This window comes from Atopomonas hussainii (genome assembly GCF_900109735.1).
In the GTDB taxonomy this organism is placed as follows: domain Bacteria; phylum Pseudomonadota; class Gammaproteobacteria; order Pseudomonadales; family Pseudomonadaceae; genus Atopomonas; species Atopomonas hussainii.
The window spans coordinates 90,964-109,289 of sequence record NZ_FOAS01000008.1; the positions used below are offsets into that span (position 1 = coordinate 90,964).

The following is an 18,326-nucleotide window of genomic DNA, read 5'->3' on the forward strand; positions in this document are numbered from 1 at the left end:
GGAGAACAAGATGAAATTCAGTGAAAAGTGGCTGCGCACGCTGGTAAACCCGCAAGCGAGCCGAGACGAGTTGGTCGCGCGACTGTCGATGACCGGCCTGGAAGTCGATAGCGTCACCGCCGCCGCTGGGCAGTTCAGTGGTGTGGTGGTGGGCGAAATCCTCAGCGCCGAACAACACCCGGATGCCGATAAGCTGCGCGTTTGTCGTGTCAGTAACGGCAGTGAAGAGTTCCAAGTGGTGTGCGGTGCGCCGAATGCGCGTGCCGGCATCAAGGTGCCGTTCGCTATGGTCGGCGCCGAGCTGCCGGGCGACTTCAAAATTAAAAAGGCCAAGCTGCGCGGCGTCGAGTCGTTCGGCATGTTGTGCGCCGAAGCGGAACTGCAAATCAGTGAAGCCAATGACGGCCTGATGGAGTTACCGCTGGATGCGCCAGCTGGCCAGTGCCTGCGCGAGTATCTGAACCTCGACGATGCCATCATCGAGGTGGACTTGACCCCTAACCGCGGTGACTGCCTGTCAATGACTGGCTTGGCGCGCGAAGTGGGTGCCAACTACGGTGCGCCCGTCACGCCGGTGGCGATCACGCCGGTCGCGCCGCAGCATGATGATGTGCGCCCTGTAGAGCTGTTGGCGCCGCACGCTTGCCCGCGTTATGTCGGTCGCGTGATCCGTCAGGTGGATCTGAGCAAGCCAACGCCGCTATGGATGGTCGAGCGTTTGCGGCGTGCCGATATCCGCTCCATCGATGCCGCTGTGGATGTCACCAACTACGTGATGATCGAGCTGGGCCAGCCGATGCACGCTTTCGACCTCAAACAAGTGCATGGCGGTATTCGTGTGCGCATGGCGGAAGAGGGCGAGAAGCTGGTATTGCTCGATGGCCAAGAAATCACCCTGCGTAGCGATACGCTGGTCATCGCCGATCACGAGCGCGCCTTGGCGATTGCAGGTGTGATGGGCGGCGAGCACAGTGGCGTTGCCGAAGGCACGGTCGATTTGTTCCTCGAAAGCGCCTTTTTCGATCCGATTGCCATCGCCGGTAAGGCACGCTCCTACGGCTTGCATACCGACTCTTCGCACCGCTTCGAGCGTGGCGTGGATTGGCAGCTGCAACGTGCCGCCATCGAGCGTGCCACTGAGCTCTTACTGTCGATCGTTGGTGGCCAAGCTGGCCCGTTGATTGAGGCTGTCGATACCGCGCATCTACCTAAGCCAGTCAGCATTCTGCTGCGCCCGCAGCGTATTAGTCAGATGCTCGGCCTGCAGATGGAGACGGCGCAGATCGAAGGCTACCTGCAAGGTCTGGGGCTGACGATTGAAGCGGTTGCCGAGGGTTGGCAGGTGCAAGTGCCGTCGCACCGCTTTGATTTGAGCTTGGAAATTGACCTGATTGAAGAGCTGGGTCGCCTGTATGGCTACAACCGTTTGCCAGTGAATTACCCGCAAGCGCGACTGGCCCCGCAAGCCAAAGCCGAAGCGCGTGCCGAGCTGCCGCAGCTGCGTCGTTTACTGGTGGCGCGTGGCTACCAAGAGGCCATCACCTACAGCTTTATCGACCCGAAATGGTTTGCTGCATTTCATCCCGATCAGCAGCCATTAACCTTGGCTAACCCGATTTCTGCGGATATGTCGGCCATGCGTGCTTCGCTGTGGCCGGGCTTGGTTAAAGCGTTGCAGCACAACCTGAACCGCCAGCAAAACCGTGTGCGCCTGTTTGAAAGTGGCCTGCGCTTTGTCGGTCAGCTGCCGGCGCTGCAGCAAGAGCCGATGCTGGCTGGCGTGATCTGCGGTCCGCGCTTGCCTGAGTCTTGGGCGCATGGTCGCGAAGCTGTTGACTTCTTTGATGTGAAGGCCGACGTTGAAGCCTTGCTGGCGCAAGCCGGCGCGCAGGCTGAGTTCACCTTTGTTTCTTGCGAGCACAGTGCGTTGCATCCGGGCCAGTGTGCGCGTATCGAGCGTGATGGTGAAGAGGTCGGTTATATCGGCAAGCTGCATCCGTCGCTGGCAAAAACGCTGGATGTGGATGTGCCGGTCTATCTGTTTGAGTTGCGCTTAGGCGCCATGGCCGCCGGTAAACTGCCAGCCTTTGCTGAACTGTCGCGCTTCCCAGAAGTGCGTCGCGATTTAGCCTTGGTGGTTAAGCAAAGTGTTGCGGCTGAATCGGTGCTCAGTACGATTCGTGAGCAGGCGGGTGAATACCTGACAGACCTCAGGTTGTTTGACGTCTATCACGGTAAGGGTATTGATCCAGAAGGAAAAAGCTTGGCCATCGGCTTGACCTGGCAGCATCCATCGCGCACTCTTAATGACGATGAGGTGAGTGAGATAACTCAAACAATCCTTGCCTCGCTGGAAGAAAGGTATCAAGCCACGTTAAGGAAGTAGCCTATGGGGGCTCTGACGAAAGCCGAAATGGCAGAACGTCTGTTCGAAGAACTCGGTCTGAACAAGCGCGAAGCGAAAGAGCTGGTCGAAATGTTCTTCGAAGAAATTCGTCACGCGTTAGAAGATAACGAGCAGGTCAAATTGTCGGGCTTCGGCAATTTCGACCTGCGCGACAAACGTCAGCGCCCCGGGCGCAACCCCAAAACCGGGGAGGAAATCCCAATCAGCGCACGTCGTGTGGTGACCTTCCGTCCCGGTCAAAAACTCAAGGCTCGAGTCGAAGCGTATGCTGGAACCAAGTCATAACGACGAACTGCCGGCGATCCCTGGTAAACGCTACTTCACCATCGGTGAGGTCAGCGAGCTGTGCGCCGTTAAGCCGCATGTGCTGCGTTACTGGGAGCAAGAGTTTCCCCAGTTAAACCCGGTTAAACGCCGTGGCAACCGTCGTTACTATCAGCGCCAAGATGTGCTGATGATCCGCCAGATCCGTGCGCTGCTGTATGAGCAGGGTTTCACCATCGGCGGTGCCCGCCAGCGTTTGTCGGGTGACGAGGCTAAAGAAGACAGCACCCAGTACCGTTTACTGATCAAACAAATGATCAGCGAACTGGAAGAGCTTCTGGTCGTTCTACGCAAATAACTTTTTTGCAAAAACTATTCACTTATCAGTGGGTTAGTGTATAGTTCAACCCGCTTTCGGCGACTGCCGATAGCATCGTCGGGGCGTAGCGCAGCCTGGTAGCGCACTTGCATGGGGTGCAAGGGGTCGAGTGTTCGAATCACTCCGTCCCGACCAAATAACTCTAGAAAATCCAGTCACTTAGCTGTGGCTGGATTTTTTTATGCTTGATGGCTTTCTGTCTCGATCGATTTTTGTGCCACTTTTTGTGCCACTGGGTTTTCGAGGCGCCAGATGGCTCATCTGAATGTATGGCGATGGTATTCACCTGACAGTTGACCGCTAAGGGAGTGGTCATACGGCCCCGCACCGGCTAACAAGATTGGTACCCCTACCGATCTGTAGCTGGAGATGAACCGCATGACCACCAACGAGAAAGTAGCACGCCGCAAACTGAGTCTGCTTGAGCTTGCCAAAGAGCTGCACAACGTCAGCAAAGCCTGCCAAGTGATGGGCTACAGCCGCCAACAGTTCTACGAAATTCGCCGCAACTACCAGACCTATGGCTCATCTGGGCTGCTCGACAAGCTGCCCGGCTGCAAGGGCCCGCATCCCAACCGATTACCGGCCGATATTGAGCAAGCCATCCTCGACTACTGCATGGATTATCCAACGCACGGCGCGCTAAGAGTGGCGCAGGCGTTGGCGCTTCGCGGCATTACCGTTAGCTCAGGCGGTGTGCGGAGCGTCTGGAGTCGCCACAACTTACTGTCGAAACATGACCGCCTGCTGCGCTTAGAAATCAGCCCGCGCGAACGTGACATTGAGCTATCCGATGAGCAGATTCGCCTGCTGGAGCGCTTCAGCCCAGAGTTCCGCGAGCGGCAGATCGAAGTGCACTATACTGGGGAGTTGGTAGCTGTGGATACCTTCTTCGTCGGGCATCTGAAAGGCGTCGGCAAGGTTTATCTGCAAAGCGTCTTGGACTGCTACAGCCGCCATGCCTGGGGCCGCCTCTACACCAGCAAACTGCCCGTGACGGCGGTGCATGCACTGAACGAATCGGTGCTGCCGTTCTTCGAGGAGCAAGGCGTGCAGATCGATACCATCCTCTCGGATAACGGTCGAGAGTTCTGTGGTCGCCCTGACCACCATCCGTATCAGCTGTTTCTACAGCTGGAGGGTATCGAGCATCGGACCACCCGCGTTCGTCGCCCGCAAAGCAATGGTTTTATCGAACGCCTACATCGCACCTTGCTGGATGAGCACTTCCGCGTAAATGGGCGCACAACGTGGTACGATAGCGTCGAACAGATGCAAACGGACCTCGACGAATACCTGCGCTACTACAACCAAGAGCGTGCCCATCAAGGCCGAATGATGGAAGGCAGAACACCGCTCACGATGTTCTTGGAAGGACTGGCCAAGCGGCCAAAAACAGACGATTCTGAAGCCGCATAAAACAACACCGGCGCAGGGCTGGTGTCAGGTGAATACTGTATCTGTACATCATCTGTCATGCCTATAAAGGCTGCTTGGCTGTTTGTTTATGCCCTCTAATGAGCTCCTCAATAATCTTGGCTCTTGATGAGTTGCTCTCTCTGCAAAGCTGGTCTAGCTGACCTATGGCATCAGTGGTCAGCATTACGTTTATTTGCCTTTTGTGCTTGTTCTTTGCGTCAAAGTTTTTTTTGTTCCAACGTTTTCTGATCTCGCTAATCGCAGCCTTTCGCTCAAACCAGTTGCCGCATTTGTGGTCGAAGAAAATAATTAGGTCTTCAAGCGTGGATAGATTGCTTGCTTTTTGAAAGCCACGCCATTCAATAGGCTGTTTTTCTATCCAGTGTCGCGCGCAGGCTAGGCGCTGCTCCCCCTCTTTTTTATCTTTGAACCAGTCATAGATCCCATCTTCTTCTGTCCATTTATTCCATTCATTTTTTAGGAGCAGAAGCTCGCTGCACTTCCGCTCTAAACTCACATCTAAAACGTCTACTCTGGCGATCAGTAGCTCTCGTTTTGATAGGTTGGTTAAGTCTGGTTGATTGGGGTAATTAGTAAAGTTTACGATGTGAGGTTCTAGCCACTGTAGTTGGCGCTTATCGTCCGTTATCCATTTCAGATTTTTTTCGTTAACCAGGTGGGTGTCCTGAGCTTTTCTTATGTCACTCGCACTGAAGTAGTGCTGCTTTAGGCGCCTTGCAAGTTCGTCCCTCATACTGCTTCCACCGCATAGCGTAGGATTTAGTTCTGCTGCGTTGGCTGGAAGATAAAACCATAGCCAAATATCCCTTCGCCTGTCAGTTGAAGCGTGTTTTGAGTCACCCATGAATTTGGATAGCTCATCTGCTGGACACTTTACGGCCATAAAATGCTATTCCCTTTAAGCTTTTAATAGGAAAAATCTATCGCAGTGTCTGCTGCGCATTAATATTCTATGCGTAACCTACAGGCCCTCTTGTTGTCTTTTAGGTCTATTCTATGGTTATTCTAGGAACTCTCTATATTGCATTTTTTGATCGTAACCTATGTGATTCCTGGGTTTCACTGCTTTTTTCTTAGCTTTTTCATGAGTTAAAACGCTCATTGCTGCATGTGAAACCTGAACTGTCTTCGGCATGTTCTTCCCTGTCCAATTGGCTCAGTAGCCAGGTATAAGCTTAGGCTGTGGAGCGTGGGAGCCCAGAAACGGCTGATCAGGCCTCACGAAATAAAAAATTACGCCCGTGGCTAATCCTCTGAACCAATCTCAGAGGATATTCCCATGCGTATCATTCGTCTCAAAGCCGTGATGGCCATGACAGGGCTGGCACGCTCAACCGTGTACAAGTACATCGCTCTTGGTGAGTTTCCCAAGCCTGTTCCGCTCGGTGGTCGGTCTGTTGGCTGGCTGGAGGAAGAGGTCTGTCAGTGGATACGTTCCAAGGTAGAGGCTAGAGCAGCATGAGGTACGACAGAAGGCATGCCCTACGGGGTGTGCCTTCTTTTTTATGCGAGTAACTGCTTCGTCGTGTTTTTCAAGGTTTGCCTGGGGGTGTATTGCTATTGATTAAGGAATCTTTAATGATTTGGTGAGTTATTATCTTCGGTAGCTTAGTATTATTATTTGTATTTATTTATGTTTGTTAATTGCCTATTGTCTTGCTGATTGTGTTGATGTGTATCATATGAGTCGCAGTGCGTCAGTTGGCAAGGCCTGTAAGAAGCCTTGCCATTGATGAGGTGTCTATCTGAATGAGGTTGTGTGGGTGTTGGCCAAACACAGCCATTGAGTTTGTAATAAAAAATTACATTGAGTGCTCATGGTGTGAAATAAACACACTAGGAGCTCCTGAAATGCGTCATCCATTTAATCACAATCTCACTCTGACTGATGCCGCTGAGTATCAAGGTCTATCGTTAATGGCCCACAAAGGGCCTTTTGTTGAAAGCTATCTCCAAGCATCGCTCTCAACCCTAGAGCAAGCGATGGCTAGTCACCCTAGGTTATTCGTCATTCGTTTTGACTTACGCTATCCGCGGGATATGCAAGCGGATCAGTTTACGGGTAACGAGGTTATTACTCGATTCTTTTCATCACTGAAGGCCAAGATTAAACACAATCGTAAACAGGCTAAGGGTAATTGCGTTTATGCACATGAAACAGATGTTCGTTATGTATGGGCTAGGGAGTTAGGGCAAGACGGTAAGCCTCACTACCATGTCTTGTTAATGCTCAATCGGGATGCCTTTCACGCCTTAGGCAGTTACCGGTCTAGCGGTATGAATACCTATAAGCGGATTGTGGCTGCTTGGGCGAGTGCCTTGGGTTTGGCTAGCGCAGATGATGCTGAGGGGTTGGTGCATGTGCCGGCTAACGGGGTTTGGTATTTGGATCAAGGTGATACGGATACGCTAAACGATGTTTTCCACCGGGCTAGCTATCTCTGTAAGGCGCATACCAAGCATTACGGGCAAGGTTCTCATGGCTTTGGGGTGAGTCGTACTTGAGCTTTTTGAGTGTCTAGGCATCACTTAGCATTAGCCACTAAAGTACTTTGCCAGCGGGTCGTGTAGGCAGGCGATAGCAACTTCTGCCGCATGGCCCAGTCGGCTGTTTTAGCCAATCGTGCCGGTTGTAAGGTGCCGCGTCCCCAGCGTTGGTTGATGGCGTCCAGTGTGCTCATCAGTTGTTGGCCTTGGTTGATTGGCGCTTGGCTGAATAAGTCTGGTGTGTAGTCGGTATGGCGGCACAGATCACTCAGTAGCACTTGTGCTTTGGCATAGCTAAAACCTTCACGGTAGACCTGCTCTAAACCCAACAAAGCGGCTTTGATGATCAGGCGGCTGTCGTCGGTTGGATAGGGTAGTTGGCAGAGAATACCGTTGGCGTATTTCGCTTCGCTAGGGTTGAACATGCCGGTGCGTAGGCTTACCCGCACTTGGCGGCATAGCGAGCCTTGTTGGCGGAGTTTCTCGGCAGCGCGGCTGGCAAAGGCAGTCACGGCATCGGTAATCGGGGTGAGTTCGCGTAGGCGTTGCCCGAATGAGCGGCTACAGCAAATCTCCTGCTTGGGCTCAATCACTTGCTCAAGGCTCATGCAGGGTGTGCCGCGTAGTTCGCGCACGGTTTTTTCCATCACCACGTTAAAGCGCTTACGCAGCGTCCACACATCCGCTTGGGTGAGCTCCCAGGCGGTGTTGATGTCGAGGGCTTTTAGCTGAGCACTCAGGCGTGAGCCAATGCCCCAGATGTCACCGACTGGCGTCATCCTCAGTAGCTTGTTACGTCGCTCTGGGTCGCGTAAATCAACCACGCCGCCGGTTTGCTGTTGCCAGCGTTTAGCCGCGTGATTAGCGAGCTTGGCCAGTGTCTTGGTGGGGGCAATGCCAATACCCACCGGTATGCCGGTTTTCTGTAGCACCTCGGCGCGTAGTTGACGCGCGATATTTTCCAGTGGCTCCGGTAGTCCTGTCAGTTCGGCAAAGGCTTCGTCGATGCTGTACACCTCGACACTGGGCAATCGGGCCTCAAGCACGCTCATCACCCGTTCGCTCATGTCGCCGTACAGCGCGTAGTTACTGCTGAACGCGACAATGCCGTGACGTTTCAGCAGTGGGCGTACTTCATGAAAAGGCGCGCCCATCTTCACCCAGGCTTTGGCCTCAGCGGAGCGTGCAATCACGCAGCCGTCGTTATTGCTCAGCACCACAATCGGTGTGCGAGCCAGGTCTGGGCGAAAGACCCGCTCGCAACTGGCGTAAAAGCTGTTGCAGTCGATCAGCGCGAAAACGGGTTCAGGCATGTTGGCGATGATTGCGTAGGCTGTTGGTGACCACACCCCAGATCAGCAGCTCATCGCCTTCAAGGATGTAACGCGGGGCAAAGCGCGGGTTCTCCGAGCGCAGTAGCCACTGGCCTTGCTCGTTGCATAGGCGTTTTACAAACACCTCGCCGTTCACGCAGGCAACCACGATGTCACCGGGCTTAGCGGTTATGCCACGGCTGACAATCAGATAGTCCCCATCAAAAATCCCTACACCGGTCATGCTGTCACCGGCGACACGCACCACGTAGATGTGCGGGGCGTGCAGATCGAGCAGCTCATCGAGCGACAGCTTGTGCTCCATGTGATCGAGCGCTGGGCTCGGGAAGCCAGCGGGCACTAGGGCGGTGAAGTAGGGCAGTAACACGCCAGAGGGCTCAAGGGCGCGAATGAAAGACACGTTGCTCATGGATTGCTCAAGATAACTGTATATATAAACAGTATTCTTGCGCCGCCACTGTGGCAAGGTGATTTCGTCGGCGCGAGAGCGACGGGTTTGAAAAGTTGACAGTTTACCGGGGGCGTTTGCCTAGCCAGTAAGCCAGCAGTGGCCACAGTGTTATGCCGATCAAGCCGGCGATGAGGCAGAACCAATGCAGCTGCATCACGCTGAGTAAGCTCAACCAAGGGTTCGCCAAGCTAAAGGGAGCAAACGGGGCGAGATCAGCGTGCATGAGTGCATCGAGCAGCACGTGGCTGTAGGTGCCAATAAACGCGCTAATAAAAGTCACGCGCCACGACAGCGGCAGTGTCTGGCCTTGGCCTAATGCCCACAGCCCTAAGCCGGCTAAGTAGCGCCCGCTTAAAGCCGCAACAATGGTCAGCAAGCACAGCGGCGGACCTTTTGTGCAGAGCTGGCTACTTTGGAGCAGCAGCTGGCTGATTGGAGTCAGAAACTGGGCAGGATCAAAGAGTCTGTTGAAGGGTATGCAGCTGACAAGCCTTGCTGCGGCGGAGCAGCGTTCTGATAAGTGCCGCGAATTGACCGTTGATATGTTCGTATTGAACTGCAATTCAGCCAGCTCGCCCCTGAAGGGGTTGAGGCGTTGGCGGAAATGCTGAAACTGGGCGCCATGCGCCAGACCGCGCTGAATGCTCAAATCGCCGATATCGCCGAGCAACCTGGGTTCAGCCTTGCGGAGGAGGTTGCAGAAGCCGATGTACAGCATGCTCTGGAAGCGTTCGGCGAGACGGAGCAGGCCGTGTCTTCTCATCGCTTGGACTTGGCGCTGGCTAGTCAGGAGTCGGAGGCTGCTGAGTCCGAATGGCAGCGGCTCCACACAGAGTTGAATTCACCTGAACGTCAGCAGCGCGAGCAGCAATTGCGTCAGCAACTGATAGAGCTGCAGACAGAGCAGCAGCGCCTGCAGCAACTGATCAACGAGCGTCAGCAGCAGATTGAAAATGCCCGGCCTGAGATACTGGCGCAGGATGTAATGCGTCTGACCAGCAGCGCCAAAGCACTTGAAGAGGCTGCGGCCCAGCGGAATCTGGAAGTCGCACGTTTGCAAAGCAGCCTCGAGGTGCTGGGGGCTCAGGCATTGGATGAGCAATTGGCCAATGTGGAACAGGAGCTAGAGCTGGCAATGCGCCGGCAGGCAGAGCTGATCCGTCGTGCGGATGCGCTCGATCTGTTGCTGGAGCTTCTGACAACCAAGCGTCATGCCTTGACTCAACGCTTGCAGGCCCCTGCAAAAGCACCTGAACCGCTATTTGCAGCTGCTCCTTCCTCAAGCCCAGCTCAATGTCGATGAGCATCTGATCCCGACTCAGTTACTGCGTCAGGTCAACGGCACGGCAGAGTGTGGGGATATTGCAGCCCTGAGCTTTGGTGCACGCGAACAGATGGGCCTGATCAGCCGGCTGGCCTATGCCGATCTGTTGCAGGAGGCCGGCGGGCCGACGCTCATCATCCTCGACGATGCCCAGGTCCACAGTGATCAGGCTCGTTTGGCACAAATGAAGCGTGTGTTGTTCGATGCGGCTCAGCGCCATCAGGTCCTATTGTTCTCCTGTCATCCAGAGGACTGGTGGGACCTTGGGGTAGTGCTGAGGGATATGGATCAATTGCGGGGCTAATTGTGGGCTGCACAGGTGAGGCAGGTCATGTACTTTGCTCTATATCGCAGCCGATATTCTTATATCGTAAAGTGATAAGCTTCATCTGTGATCTGTCACCAAAGTTAGCCCAGTAAAAGGAATTAGCGTGCTGGTCAGGCTAGAAAAACTCACCTGTGAAATATCAGATCTCAACAGCAAGTTGATCCTGCTGGTTGGTCCCAGCCGCAGCGGCAAGACCCAACTGCTTCGCAAGCTCGGCGCCAAGTTCAACATTGAGCCGTTCAACGTCGGCCTGGAGCTGGGGCGCCGTTTGGCCGCCACGCCGAACAACAAGCGCGGCTTCTCGGCAGGCGAACTGCTGCGGGAGATCGCGGATAAGGAACGAACTGAAGACCCGCTGCTGCTCGACAACCTCGAGTTGTTGTTCGAGCCGGGCCTGCAGATCAATCCGCTTGACCTCGTCAGGCGGCTGGCGCACTCCAAGCGCGTCGTGGCTGTCTGGCCTGGCGAGCTGCGCGGCGACCGCTTGGTGTACGCGGACATGAGCCATCCAGAACATCGTGACTACAGCCGCGACGGTGCGGTTGTATTTGAAATTTGACCTGAATTTGAAAGTAGAGAGCAGGGAAGAGAGAACCATATGGCCAAGAACATGAAATATGGAGATCTGATTCAGTTCGAGCAGATCGAGTCAGTCATTCAGTTGCTCGATGCCGGGCGCCCGGACGAGGCCAAGAAGCTCGTCGCGACCTATGTCATCTCCGACGACATGGCCGAGCGGATCTCCAAGCTCCTGGTTCCCCAGCTCAGTTTCGACGACTCTGTCGATCACAAGGGCGTGCTGATCGTCGGCAACTACGGCACTGGTAAGTCGCACTTGATGTCGGTGCTGTCGCTGGTGGCCGAGGATGCGGCCTACGCGCCGATGATCCGCCACCCCAAGGTCGCCGAGGCGGTTGCCCCGATTGCTGGCCGCTTCAAGGTGCTGCGAATCGAGGTGGGCGGGCTGCAGATGACCCTGCGCCAGATCATCACCCTGCAGCTTGAGCGCTTCCTTGAAAAGCTCGGTGTCGACTACACCTTCCCGACCGCCGACAAAGAGCTCAACAACAAGGACTCCTTCGAGGAGATGATGGCCGCGTTCGCGGAGAAATTCCCGGACCAGGGCATGCTGCTGGTGGTCGATGAGTTCCTGGAGTACCTGCAGTCCCGTCGCGACCACGAACTGGTGCAGGACTTGGCCATCCTCCGTCAGATCGGCGAAGTCACCAAGCACCTGAAGTTCCGCTTCGTGGCCGGTGTGCAGGAGGCCATCTTCGACAGCGTGCGCTTTCAGCATGTGGCCGACAGCATGCGCCGGGTCAACGAGCGCTTCACTCAGATCCTGATCGACCGTCAGGACGTCAGCTTCGTCGTCTCTGCGCGTTTGCTCAAGAAGACGGCTGACCAGCAGAACAAGATTCGCGAGTACCTGACGCCGTTCGCCAAGTTCTATGGCTCCATGAACGAGCGCATGGACGAGTATGTGCGGCTATTCCCGGTCCACCCGGACTACCTGAAGACCTTCGAGCAGATTCACTTCACCGAGAAGCGCGGCGCGCTCAAGACCATCGAGGCCGCCATGCTGGCCATCCTCGACCAGGAAGTGCCTGCCGACAAACCGCTGTTCATCAGCTACGAGAGCTTCTGGAACACCGTCAAAGCCAACTCGGTCCTGCGCGCCGACCCGAACATCAAAGAAGTCATGCGCGTGTCCGAAGTGCTGGAGTCGCGGGTCCAGCAAGCCTTCACGCGCCCAGCCTACAAAGCCATGGCGCTGCGCGTGATCAACGCGTTGGCCGTGCACCGCCTGACCACGGGCGGCGACATCCATGTGCCCATCGGCCCCACGGCTGCCGAGCTGCGTGACGCCCTTTGCCTGTTCCAGCCGGGCGTGGAAGATATGCCGGGCGACCCGGCCGAGAACCTGCTGTCGATGGTGCAGACCGTGATGCGGGAGGTGCTGAAGACCGTCAACGGCCAGTTCATCTCTAAGGCGCCGGACACCGAGCAGTACTACCTCGACCTCAAGAAGGACATTGACTACGACGCGCAGATCGAAAAACGCGCCGAAGCCCTGTCCGACGACGCGCTGGACCGCGCCTATTACAGCGCCATCAAGGCGCTGATGGAGTGCAGCGACGATCTGCGCTACCCCGGCTTCCAGATCTGGCAATACCAGATCGAGTGGCAGGAACGTCGTGTCGAGCGCATGGGCTACCTGTTCTTTGGGGCGCCCAATGATCGCCCCACGGCCCAGCCCGAGCGCGACTTCTACATCTACTTCATCCAGCCATTCGACAAGCCGAAGTTCAGCGACAACAACCTGGCGGACGAAGTGTTCTTCCGCCTGAAGTCGCCGGACGAGGACTACAAGCGCTACCTGTCGCAATACGCGGCTGCACTGGATCTGGCGTCCACCGCCAGCGGTGGCGCGAAGGCCATCTACCTGTCCAAGGCCCAGGACTCGCTGCGGTCCATGAGCAAGTGGCTGCAGGAAAAGCAGATGACCGCCTTCGAGGTCACCTACCAGGGCAAGACCAAGACGCTGCAGGACTGGTCCAAGGGCGTGTCCCTGCGCGACCGTGCGCGACTGGGCCCGGACGAGCGCATCAACTTCCGCGACGTGGTGAACATCGTCTCTGGCCTGGCGCTGGGCCAGCGCTTTGCTGACATCTCGCCCGAGTACCCCACCTTCTCGGTGCTGGTCACCGAGGCCAACCGCAAGCAACTGGTGGGCAATGCACTGCGCGCACTGGCGGGTGGCACCCGCACCAAGGATGCCGCTGCCATCCTCGACGCACTGGAACTGCTCGATGGCGACCGTGTCGATCCGGCCAATTCCCGCTACGCGCAGGAAGTGCTCAACCGCCTCAAGGCCAAGGGCCACGGCCAGGTGCTCAACCGCAGCGAACTGCTGTCGGGCACATCGGACGTCGAGTATTTCGCGCCGATCAAATACCGGCTGGAGCCCGACCTGTTGGTCACCGTGCTGGGTGGTCTCGTCTACTCCGGCGACATCGTGCTGTCCATCACCGGCGACAAGATCGACTCCGGCAAGCTGGTGCAGCTTGCAGAGCGTTCGCTGGAAGAGCTCAAGCAGTTCAAGCACGTCGAGGCACCCAAGGAGATCAACCTCGCGGTGCTGCGTGCCTTGTTTGAGTTGTTCGACCTGCCGTCCGGCCTAGCCCAGAAGGCCAGCCAGGGCGACACCGAGCCGGTCATCAAACTGCAGGAGAAAGTCAGTGCGCTGGTGCCGCGCGTGCTCAAGGCCGGTTCCGACCTGCAGCAAGGCAAGCTCGGCTTCTGGGGCCAGAACCTGCTGCGCGAAGAAGAAGCCAAAGACTGGCACGGACGGCTGGACTCGCTGAAGAAGTTCACCGAGTCGCTGGCGCCGTACAACACCGTCGGCAAACTCAAGAACCTGCGCGTCACGCAGGAAGACCTGGACGGCCAGAAGAAGAATCTGGAGATCCTGGCCGCCGTCGAGCGACTGCTCGAACTGGTTGCGGAACTAGGCAGCACGGCGTCTTACCTCTCGCAGGCCGAGATGGTGTTGCCCGCCGAGCACCCGTGGGTGAAGCAGGCCGAGGCGGCCCGCAAGGCCCTGCAGGACAAGCTGAGCCAGGACCGCACCGCCGAGCACGCGGCCGAATACCGGCAGACGCTCAACCAACTCAAGAAGGATTACATCACCGCCTACATCGCCAGCCACAGCAAGGCGCGGCTGGGCGTGGCCGAGGACAAGACCCGCAACGCCCTGCGCAAGGACGACCGCCTGCTGGCGCTGCGCGTGTTGGCCGGTGTGTCGCTGATGCCCACCAGTCAGCTCACCGCGTTCGAGGAATCGCTCAACGGCTTGAAGAGTTGTTCCTCGCTGGATGAGCCGACCCTGATCACGGCCGCCGTCTGCCCGCACTGCCAGTTCCGCCCGTCTGCCGAGCAACTGGAACTGATCCCGGCGGCCAACCGCCTGCACAAGTTGGATGACGACCTGGACGAACTGCTGGCCAACTGGCAGCAGACCCTGCTGGAGAACCTGGAAGACCCGTTCACGCAGGACAGCCTGGGCCTCTTGCCGCCCGCGTCCAAGAAGCTTATCGACGCCTTCCTGACCTCACGCAAGCTGCCGGAACCGATGACCACTGAATTCGCCAATGCCGTACAAGAGGCGCTGTCGGGGCTGGAGAAGATCGCTGTCAAGGGCGATGAGATCAAGCAGGCGCTGCTGCAAGGCGGCTCGCCGGCCACGCCGGACGATCTGCGCAAGCGCTTCGACAATTTTGTCAACGAGCGCTGCAAAGGCAAGGACTCAACTAAGCTTCGGTTCGTGGTTGAGTAAGCGTATCCATGAACATTTTTCCATCTTTCACTTAACAGGGAAATTCATTCATGAGTTACGCGAACTTCAGAGCCTCTATGCATTCGTTGGATTACGTCGACGACATCTACGTAGAGATACGGAATCTTGGTTCGGGAGATGTAGTTGTCGGCTTCTTCGACATAAATGACTCGGCTAAAACATCTGCGCAGATTCCGCAAAGCAGAGCAACTGCTTGGCCGAATACAGCTCTGCGTCTTGGCGTGATGAGTCAGCTTGCTTCGGTACATCCAGCCTTTCTTGTCTTTTGTGATGCAGGAATGAAAGAGTTTCACCTTCATCCGCACCCATTCTCTGCCACGAATTATCAGTGCCTCAACGAGTTGGCGTACATCAATTTTCTTCAGGGGCTGAATGGCGCCGCAATGTCAAACAGGCAGGCGCAAGGTCCAAAGTATCCGGCATCGCTGCCACCTTACAGCGTCTGGCATTACAAGCTCGATTGGGCATGTAAGTGCAGAGATATTGATTACTTTGAGATACGTAATGGTGAGATCAGAGCGATTCTGGAGATTACCGGGAAGCTACAGGACGAAAGTCATTTGAAAAACAGTCTCACGCAAATATTTCAACGATGGAGTCTTCATCAGTCGATGTTTCGCTCCCTGACGAAAGCTGTAGGAGCGCCTGCATTTTTTGTGGTGCATACCACTCGGCTTGATGTCTTCTACGTGTTCGACATTAATTTTTCAAAAGTCTTCTCGGGTGATCAGGCCTCATATAAAGCTTGGCTGAATCAACTTTGATATGGACTAATCGACTTGATGTAACTGAGAGGCGCGGCAATGAGTGATCTTTTTAAAGAACAAAAAACCAATGACGCACCGGTTGAGTGCTTAGGTCAACGCTTTCCAAGTGAGCAGGCTAGGCGCGAGCACTATCTGGGCCGTTTGAAGGAAACGCTACAAGATCGCGAGTTCCGGAAAACAAAAGGCTTTCCGAACGGAGGCGACGCAGACATCCTGGCGCTATCGGACCCGCCGTATTACACAGCGTGTCCCAATCCATTTGTTGGCGATTTCATTTCCTTTCTAGGGAAGCCTTACGATCCAAGCGTGCCTTACAGCAAGGAACCATTCGCTGCAGATGTGAGCGAGGGAAAGAACGATCCGATCTATAACGCGCACAGTTACCACACGAAAGTACCGCATAAAGCAATCATGCGGTACATCCTGCATTACACGCAGCCTGGCGACCTTGTCTTTGATGGTTTTTGTGGAACAGGTATGACCGGAGTGGCTGCGCATCTTTGCGGAGACCGTGCGGTCGTTCAGTCACTTGGTTACAGGGTTGAGGCTAACGGTGAAATACTGGCACCAGATAGAGAGGATGGTCGCGCAGTTTGGAAGCCGTTCTCACGGCTCGGTGTGCGGCGTGCAATTCTCAATGACTTATCGCCAGCTGCTGCATTCATTGCGCACAACTACAACACTCCAGGAGATGCGGGCGCATTTGAAGCAGAAGCGAACGACATATTGAGCCAAGTGGAAGCCGAGTGTGGATGGCTCTATGAAACAAAGCATACAGATGGACGCACAGCGAGGATTAACTATACGGTGTGGTCGGATGTTTATCTTTGTCCAGAGTGCACAAGCGAGGTTGTTTTTTGGGATGCCGCAGTCGATCGCTCTGCTGCCGAGGTAAAAGATGAATTTCCGTGCCCACACTGTTCCGCAAATTTATCTAAGAGAAGCATGGAGCGGGCTTGGGTTACGAGCGTGGACCCTGACTCGCAATCAACAGAGCGGCAGCCTAAGCGTGTCCCCGTTCTAATCAACTACACGATTGGCGGAAAGAGATTTGAAAAGAAGCCGGACGATTCTGATCGTAGGCTAATTGAGAAAATTGAATCGACACCTGTCCCGTATTGGGTTCCCACAGAAAATGTCATTGATGGAAAAGAGATCGGGAGACTTCGCTCCATAGGAGTCACTCGAGTTCACCAGATCGTTCCAAAGAGGGCGAACTGGGTGCTTGGCGCTTATCTCTCGAAATGTAAAAACCCAAGACTGAAGTTGGCCGTAACAGCGACGCTTCTGAACCTAAGTTGGATGTATCGATGGCGCGCAAATGGGAAAGGCGGCACCACATCAGGAACCTACTACATATGCGCAACACCTCAAGAAAATAGCGCGTTCAATCAAATAAAAGCGAAGATTAAAGGCCTGTCTGCAGTTGTCGGCGGCTCAAAAAATATCCTGACAAACCAGGATAGTGGAAGCCTCAGTATCCCTTCCAATTCGATAGATTACATCTTTCTGGACCCACCATTTGGTTCCAATCTGATGTACTCCGAGTTGAGTTTTCTGTGGGAGGCTTGGCTTAAAGTTAAAACGGAAAACAAGCTTGAGGCTATCGAAAACAGCTCGCAAGGGAAAGATATCAACGACTACAGGCACCTCATGACCGCTTGTTTTAGCGAAGCAAACCGCATCCTAAAGCCGGGGAGATGGATGACCGTCGAGTTTTCGAATACTCAGGCCACGGTCTGGAATGCCATACAAACTGCGCTCCAAGAGGCTGGATTTGTTGTTGCAAATGTTTCGGCACTTGACAAGAAACAAGGAAGCTTCAAGGCGGTAACGACGACTACAGCAGTGAAGCAAGACTTGGTTATTTCAGCTTACAAGCCCAATGGTGGGCTTGAAGAGAGATTTGGCCGGTCCGGCGGCAGTGAGGACTCAGTCTGGGATTTCGTGCGCACCCACCTCAAATATCTGCCGACTGTAAAAATTAGGAATGGGGATCTTGAATTCGTAGCAGAGCGGGACCCGAGAATAATATTTGATCGAATGATTGCTTGGTTTGTTCGTCACAATTTCCCAGTTCCGATGTCATCGCAGGAGTTTCAGGCTGGACTAGTCCAGCGATTCGTGGAACGTGACGGCATGGTGTTTCTGCCAGAGCAGGTTTCTGAGTATGACAAGCGTCGGATGCAGGTTGCTATTGCTCCTCAAATGGAGATGTTCGTGTCTGATGAGCGAAGCGCTATCGACTGGCTCACTGATTTTTTGAAACGGCGTCCGTCAACTTATCAGGAAATCCACACGGACTTCATCAGTCAGCTCGGTGCGGGTTGGAAGAAACATGAATCAAAGCCGGAGCTTTCGGAGTTGCTTGAAAATAACTTCATCCAGTACGACGGAACAGGTGATGTTCCAAGTCAGATTCATGGTTATCTTTCGACTAACCACAAGGATCTGCGCGGCTTGGAAAAAAACAGCCCCGCACTGGTTGCAAAGGCGAAAGACCGCTGGTATGTGCCCGACCCGAACAAGGCACAGGACTTGGAGAAGAAGCGCGAGAAGGCATTGCTCAAGGAGTTTGACCACTATCGAGCGTTCACGGGTCGCCGTCTGAAGGAGTTTCGCCTGGAAGCGCTGCGCGCTGGCTTCAGAGCAGCATGGGGCAATAAGGACTACCAGACGATCATCGACATCGCGAAGAAGGTGCCCGACGAAGCGCTTCAGGAGGACGAGAAGCTGCTCACCCTCTATGACCTCGCGCTGACCCGTACCGAAGACGGGATCTGAA

General features: G+C 55.1%; 16 protein-coding genes and 1 tRNA gene. 13 read left to right on the forward strand and 4 right to left on the reverse strand.

What is annotated here, in order from left to right; translation table 11 throughout:
* The first annotated feature begins 10 nt into the window (after positions 1 to 10).
* The 5 genes from pheT to BMX80_RS09255 all read left to right on the forward strand — a co-directional run bounded on the left by pheT (position 11) and on the right by BMX80_RS09255 (position 4,469).
* Positions 11 to 2,386, forward strand: coding sequence for a phenylalanine--tRNA ligase subunit beta (pheT, locus tag BMX80_RS09235; RefSeq protein ID WP_074867483.1), 2,376 nt, complete (start codon positions 11 to 13; stop codon positions 2,384 to 2,386).
* A 3-nt stretch (positions 2,387 to 2,389) separates the two neighbouring features.
* Positions 2,390 to 2,692: an integration host factor subunit alpha gene (gene ihfA, locus BMX80_RS09240; RefSeq protein WP_071872612.1), complete on the forward strand. Its 303-nt coding sequence runs from the start codon at positions 2,390 to 2,392 to the stop codon at positions 2,690 to 2,692.
* Positions 2,673 to 3,029 (forward strand): MerR family transcriptional regulator, encoded by a 357-nt coding sequence (locus BMX80_RS09245; RefSeq protein WP_071872613.1) that lies wholly within the window; start codon positions 2,673 to 2,675, stop codon positions 3,027 to 3,029. The genes ihfA and BMX80_RS09245 overlap by 20 nt, the downstream gene beginning before the upstream one ends.
* Positions 3,030 to 3,108: 79 nt before the next feature.
* Positions 3,109 to 3,185 (forward strand) — tRNA-Pro (locus tag BMX80_RS09250).
* Between the two features lie 243 nt (positions 3,186 to 3,428).
* The gene (locus BMX80_RS09255; RefSeq protein WP_074867486.1) at positions 3,429 to 4,469 is read left to right on the forward strand and encodes an IS481 family transposase; all 1,041 of its coding nucleotides are present in this window, start codon (positions 3,429 to 3,431) and stop codon (positions 4,467 to 4,469) included.
* A gap of 61 nt (positions 4,470 to 4,530) precedes the next feature.
* Here BMX80_RS09255 and BMX80_RS09260 read toward each other — a convergent pair whose 3' ends face one another.
* Entirely contained in the window at positions 4,531 to 5,223 is a 693-nt protein-coding gene (locus BMX80_RS09260) for a ribbon-helix-helix protein, CopG family (protein WP_074867489.1), read from the reverse strand.
* A 546-nt stretch (positions 5,224 to 5,769) separates the two neighbouring features.
* Here BMX80_RS09260 and BMX80_RS09265 point away from each other — a divergent pair.
* A complete protein-coding gene (locus BMX80_RS09265; protein WP_074867492.1) occupies positions 5,770 to 5,952 on the forward strand; it encodes an AlpA family transcriptional regulator in 183 nt (60 codons plus the stop codon).
* Between the two features lie 389 nt (positions 5,953 to 6,341).
* A complete protein-coding gene (locus BMX80_RS09270) occupies positions 6,342 to 6,995 on the forward strand; it encodes an inovirus Gp2 family protein (RefSeq protein WP_074867495.1) in 654 nt (217 codons plus the stop codon).
* Positions 6,996 to 7,015: 20 nt separating this feature from the next.
* Here BMX80_RS09270 and umuC read toward each other — a convergent pair whose 3' ends face one another.
* The 3 genes from umuC to BMX80_RS09285 form a co-directional block, all read right to left on the reverse strand.
* Entirely contained in the window at positions 7,016 to 8,290 is a 1,275-nt protein-coding gene (gene umuC / locus BMX80_RS09275; RefSeq protein WP_074867497.1) for a translesion error-prone DNA polymerase V subunit UmuC, read from the reverse strand.
* Positions 8,283 to 8,720, reverse strand: coding sequence for a LexA family protein (locus tag BMX80_RS09280; protein WP_074867500.1), 438 nt, complete (start codon positions 8,718 to 8,720; stop codon positions 8,283 to 8,285). The genes umuC and BMX80_RS09280 overlap by 8 nt, the downstream gene beginning before the upstream one ends.
* A gap of 103 nt (positions 8,721 to 8,823) precedes the next feature.
* Complete coding sequence (locus BMX80_RS09285; protein ID WP_074867502.1) at positions 8,824 to 9,138, reverse strand: hypothetical protein; 315 nt, start codon at positions 9,136 to 9,138, stop codon at positions 8,824 to 8,826.
* A gap of 228 nt (positions 9,139 to 9,366) precedes the next feature.
* On the opposite strand from BMX80_RS09285, the gene BMX80_RS09290 reads away from it, so the two are divergent.
* The 6 genes from BMX80_RS09290 to BMX80_RS09315 all read left to right on the forward strand — a co-directional run bounded on the left by BMX80_RS09290 (position 9,367) and on the right by BMX80_RS09315 (position 18,325).
* On the forward strand, positions 9,367 to 10,065 hold the full coding sequence (locus tag BMX80_RS09290; protein WP_074867504.1) for a coiled-coil domain-containing protein: 699 nt from the start codon (positions 9,367 to 9,369) through the stop codon (positions 10,063 to 10,065).
* Entirely contained in the window at positions 10,025 to 10,390 is a 366-nt protein-coding gene (locus tag BMX80_RS09295) for an ATP-binding protein (protein ID WP_074867506.1), read from the forward strand. Before BMX80_RS09290 ends, BMX80_RS09295 begins: the two co-directional genes overlap by 41 nt.
* A 127-nt stretch (positions 10,391 to 10,517) precedes the next feature.
* Complete coding sequence (gene brxF / locus BMX80_RS09300; protein WP_074867507.1) at positions 10,518 to 10,973, forward strand: BREX-3 system P-loop-containing protein BrxF; 456 nt, start codon at positions 10,518 to 10,520, stop codon at positions 10,971 to 10,973.
* A 39-nt stretch (positions 10,974 to 11,012) separates the two neighbouring features.
* Entirely contained in the window at positions 11,013 to 14,753 is a 3,741-nt protein-coding gene (locus BMX80_RS09305) for a DUF6079 family protein (RefSeq protein WP_217641968.1), read from the forward strand.
* A gap of 50 nt (positions 14,754 to 14,803) precedes the next feature.
* The gene (locus tag BMX80_RS09310) at positions 14,804 to 15,538 is read left to right on the forward strand and encodes a hypothetical protein (RefSeq protein WP_074867510.1); all 735 of its coding nucleotides are present in this window, start codon (positions 14,804 to 14,806) and stop codon (positions 15,536 to 15,538) included.
* 39 nt (positions 15,539 to 15,577) lie between these two features.
* Complete coding sequence (locus BMX80_RS09315) at positions 15,578 to 18,325, forward strand: DNA methyltransferase (protein WP_074867513.1); 2,748 nt, start codon at positions 15,578 to 15,580, stop codon at positions 18,323 to 18,325.
* Position 18,326 lies beyond the last annotated feature (1 nt).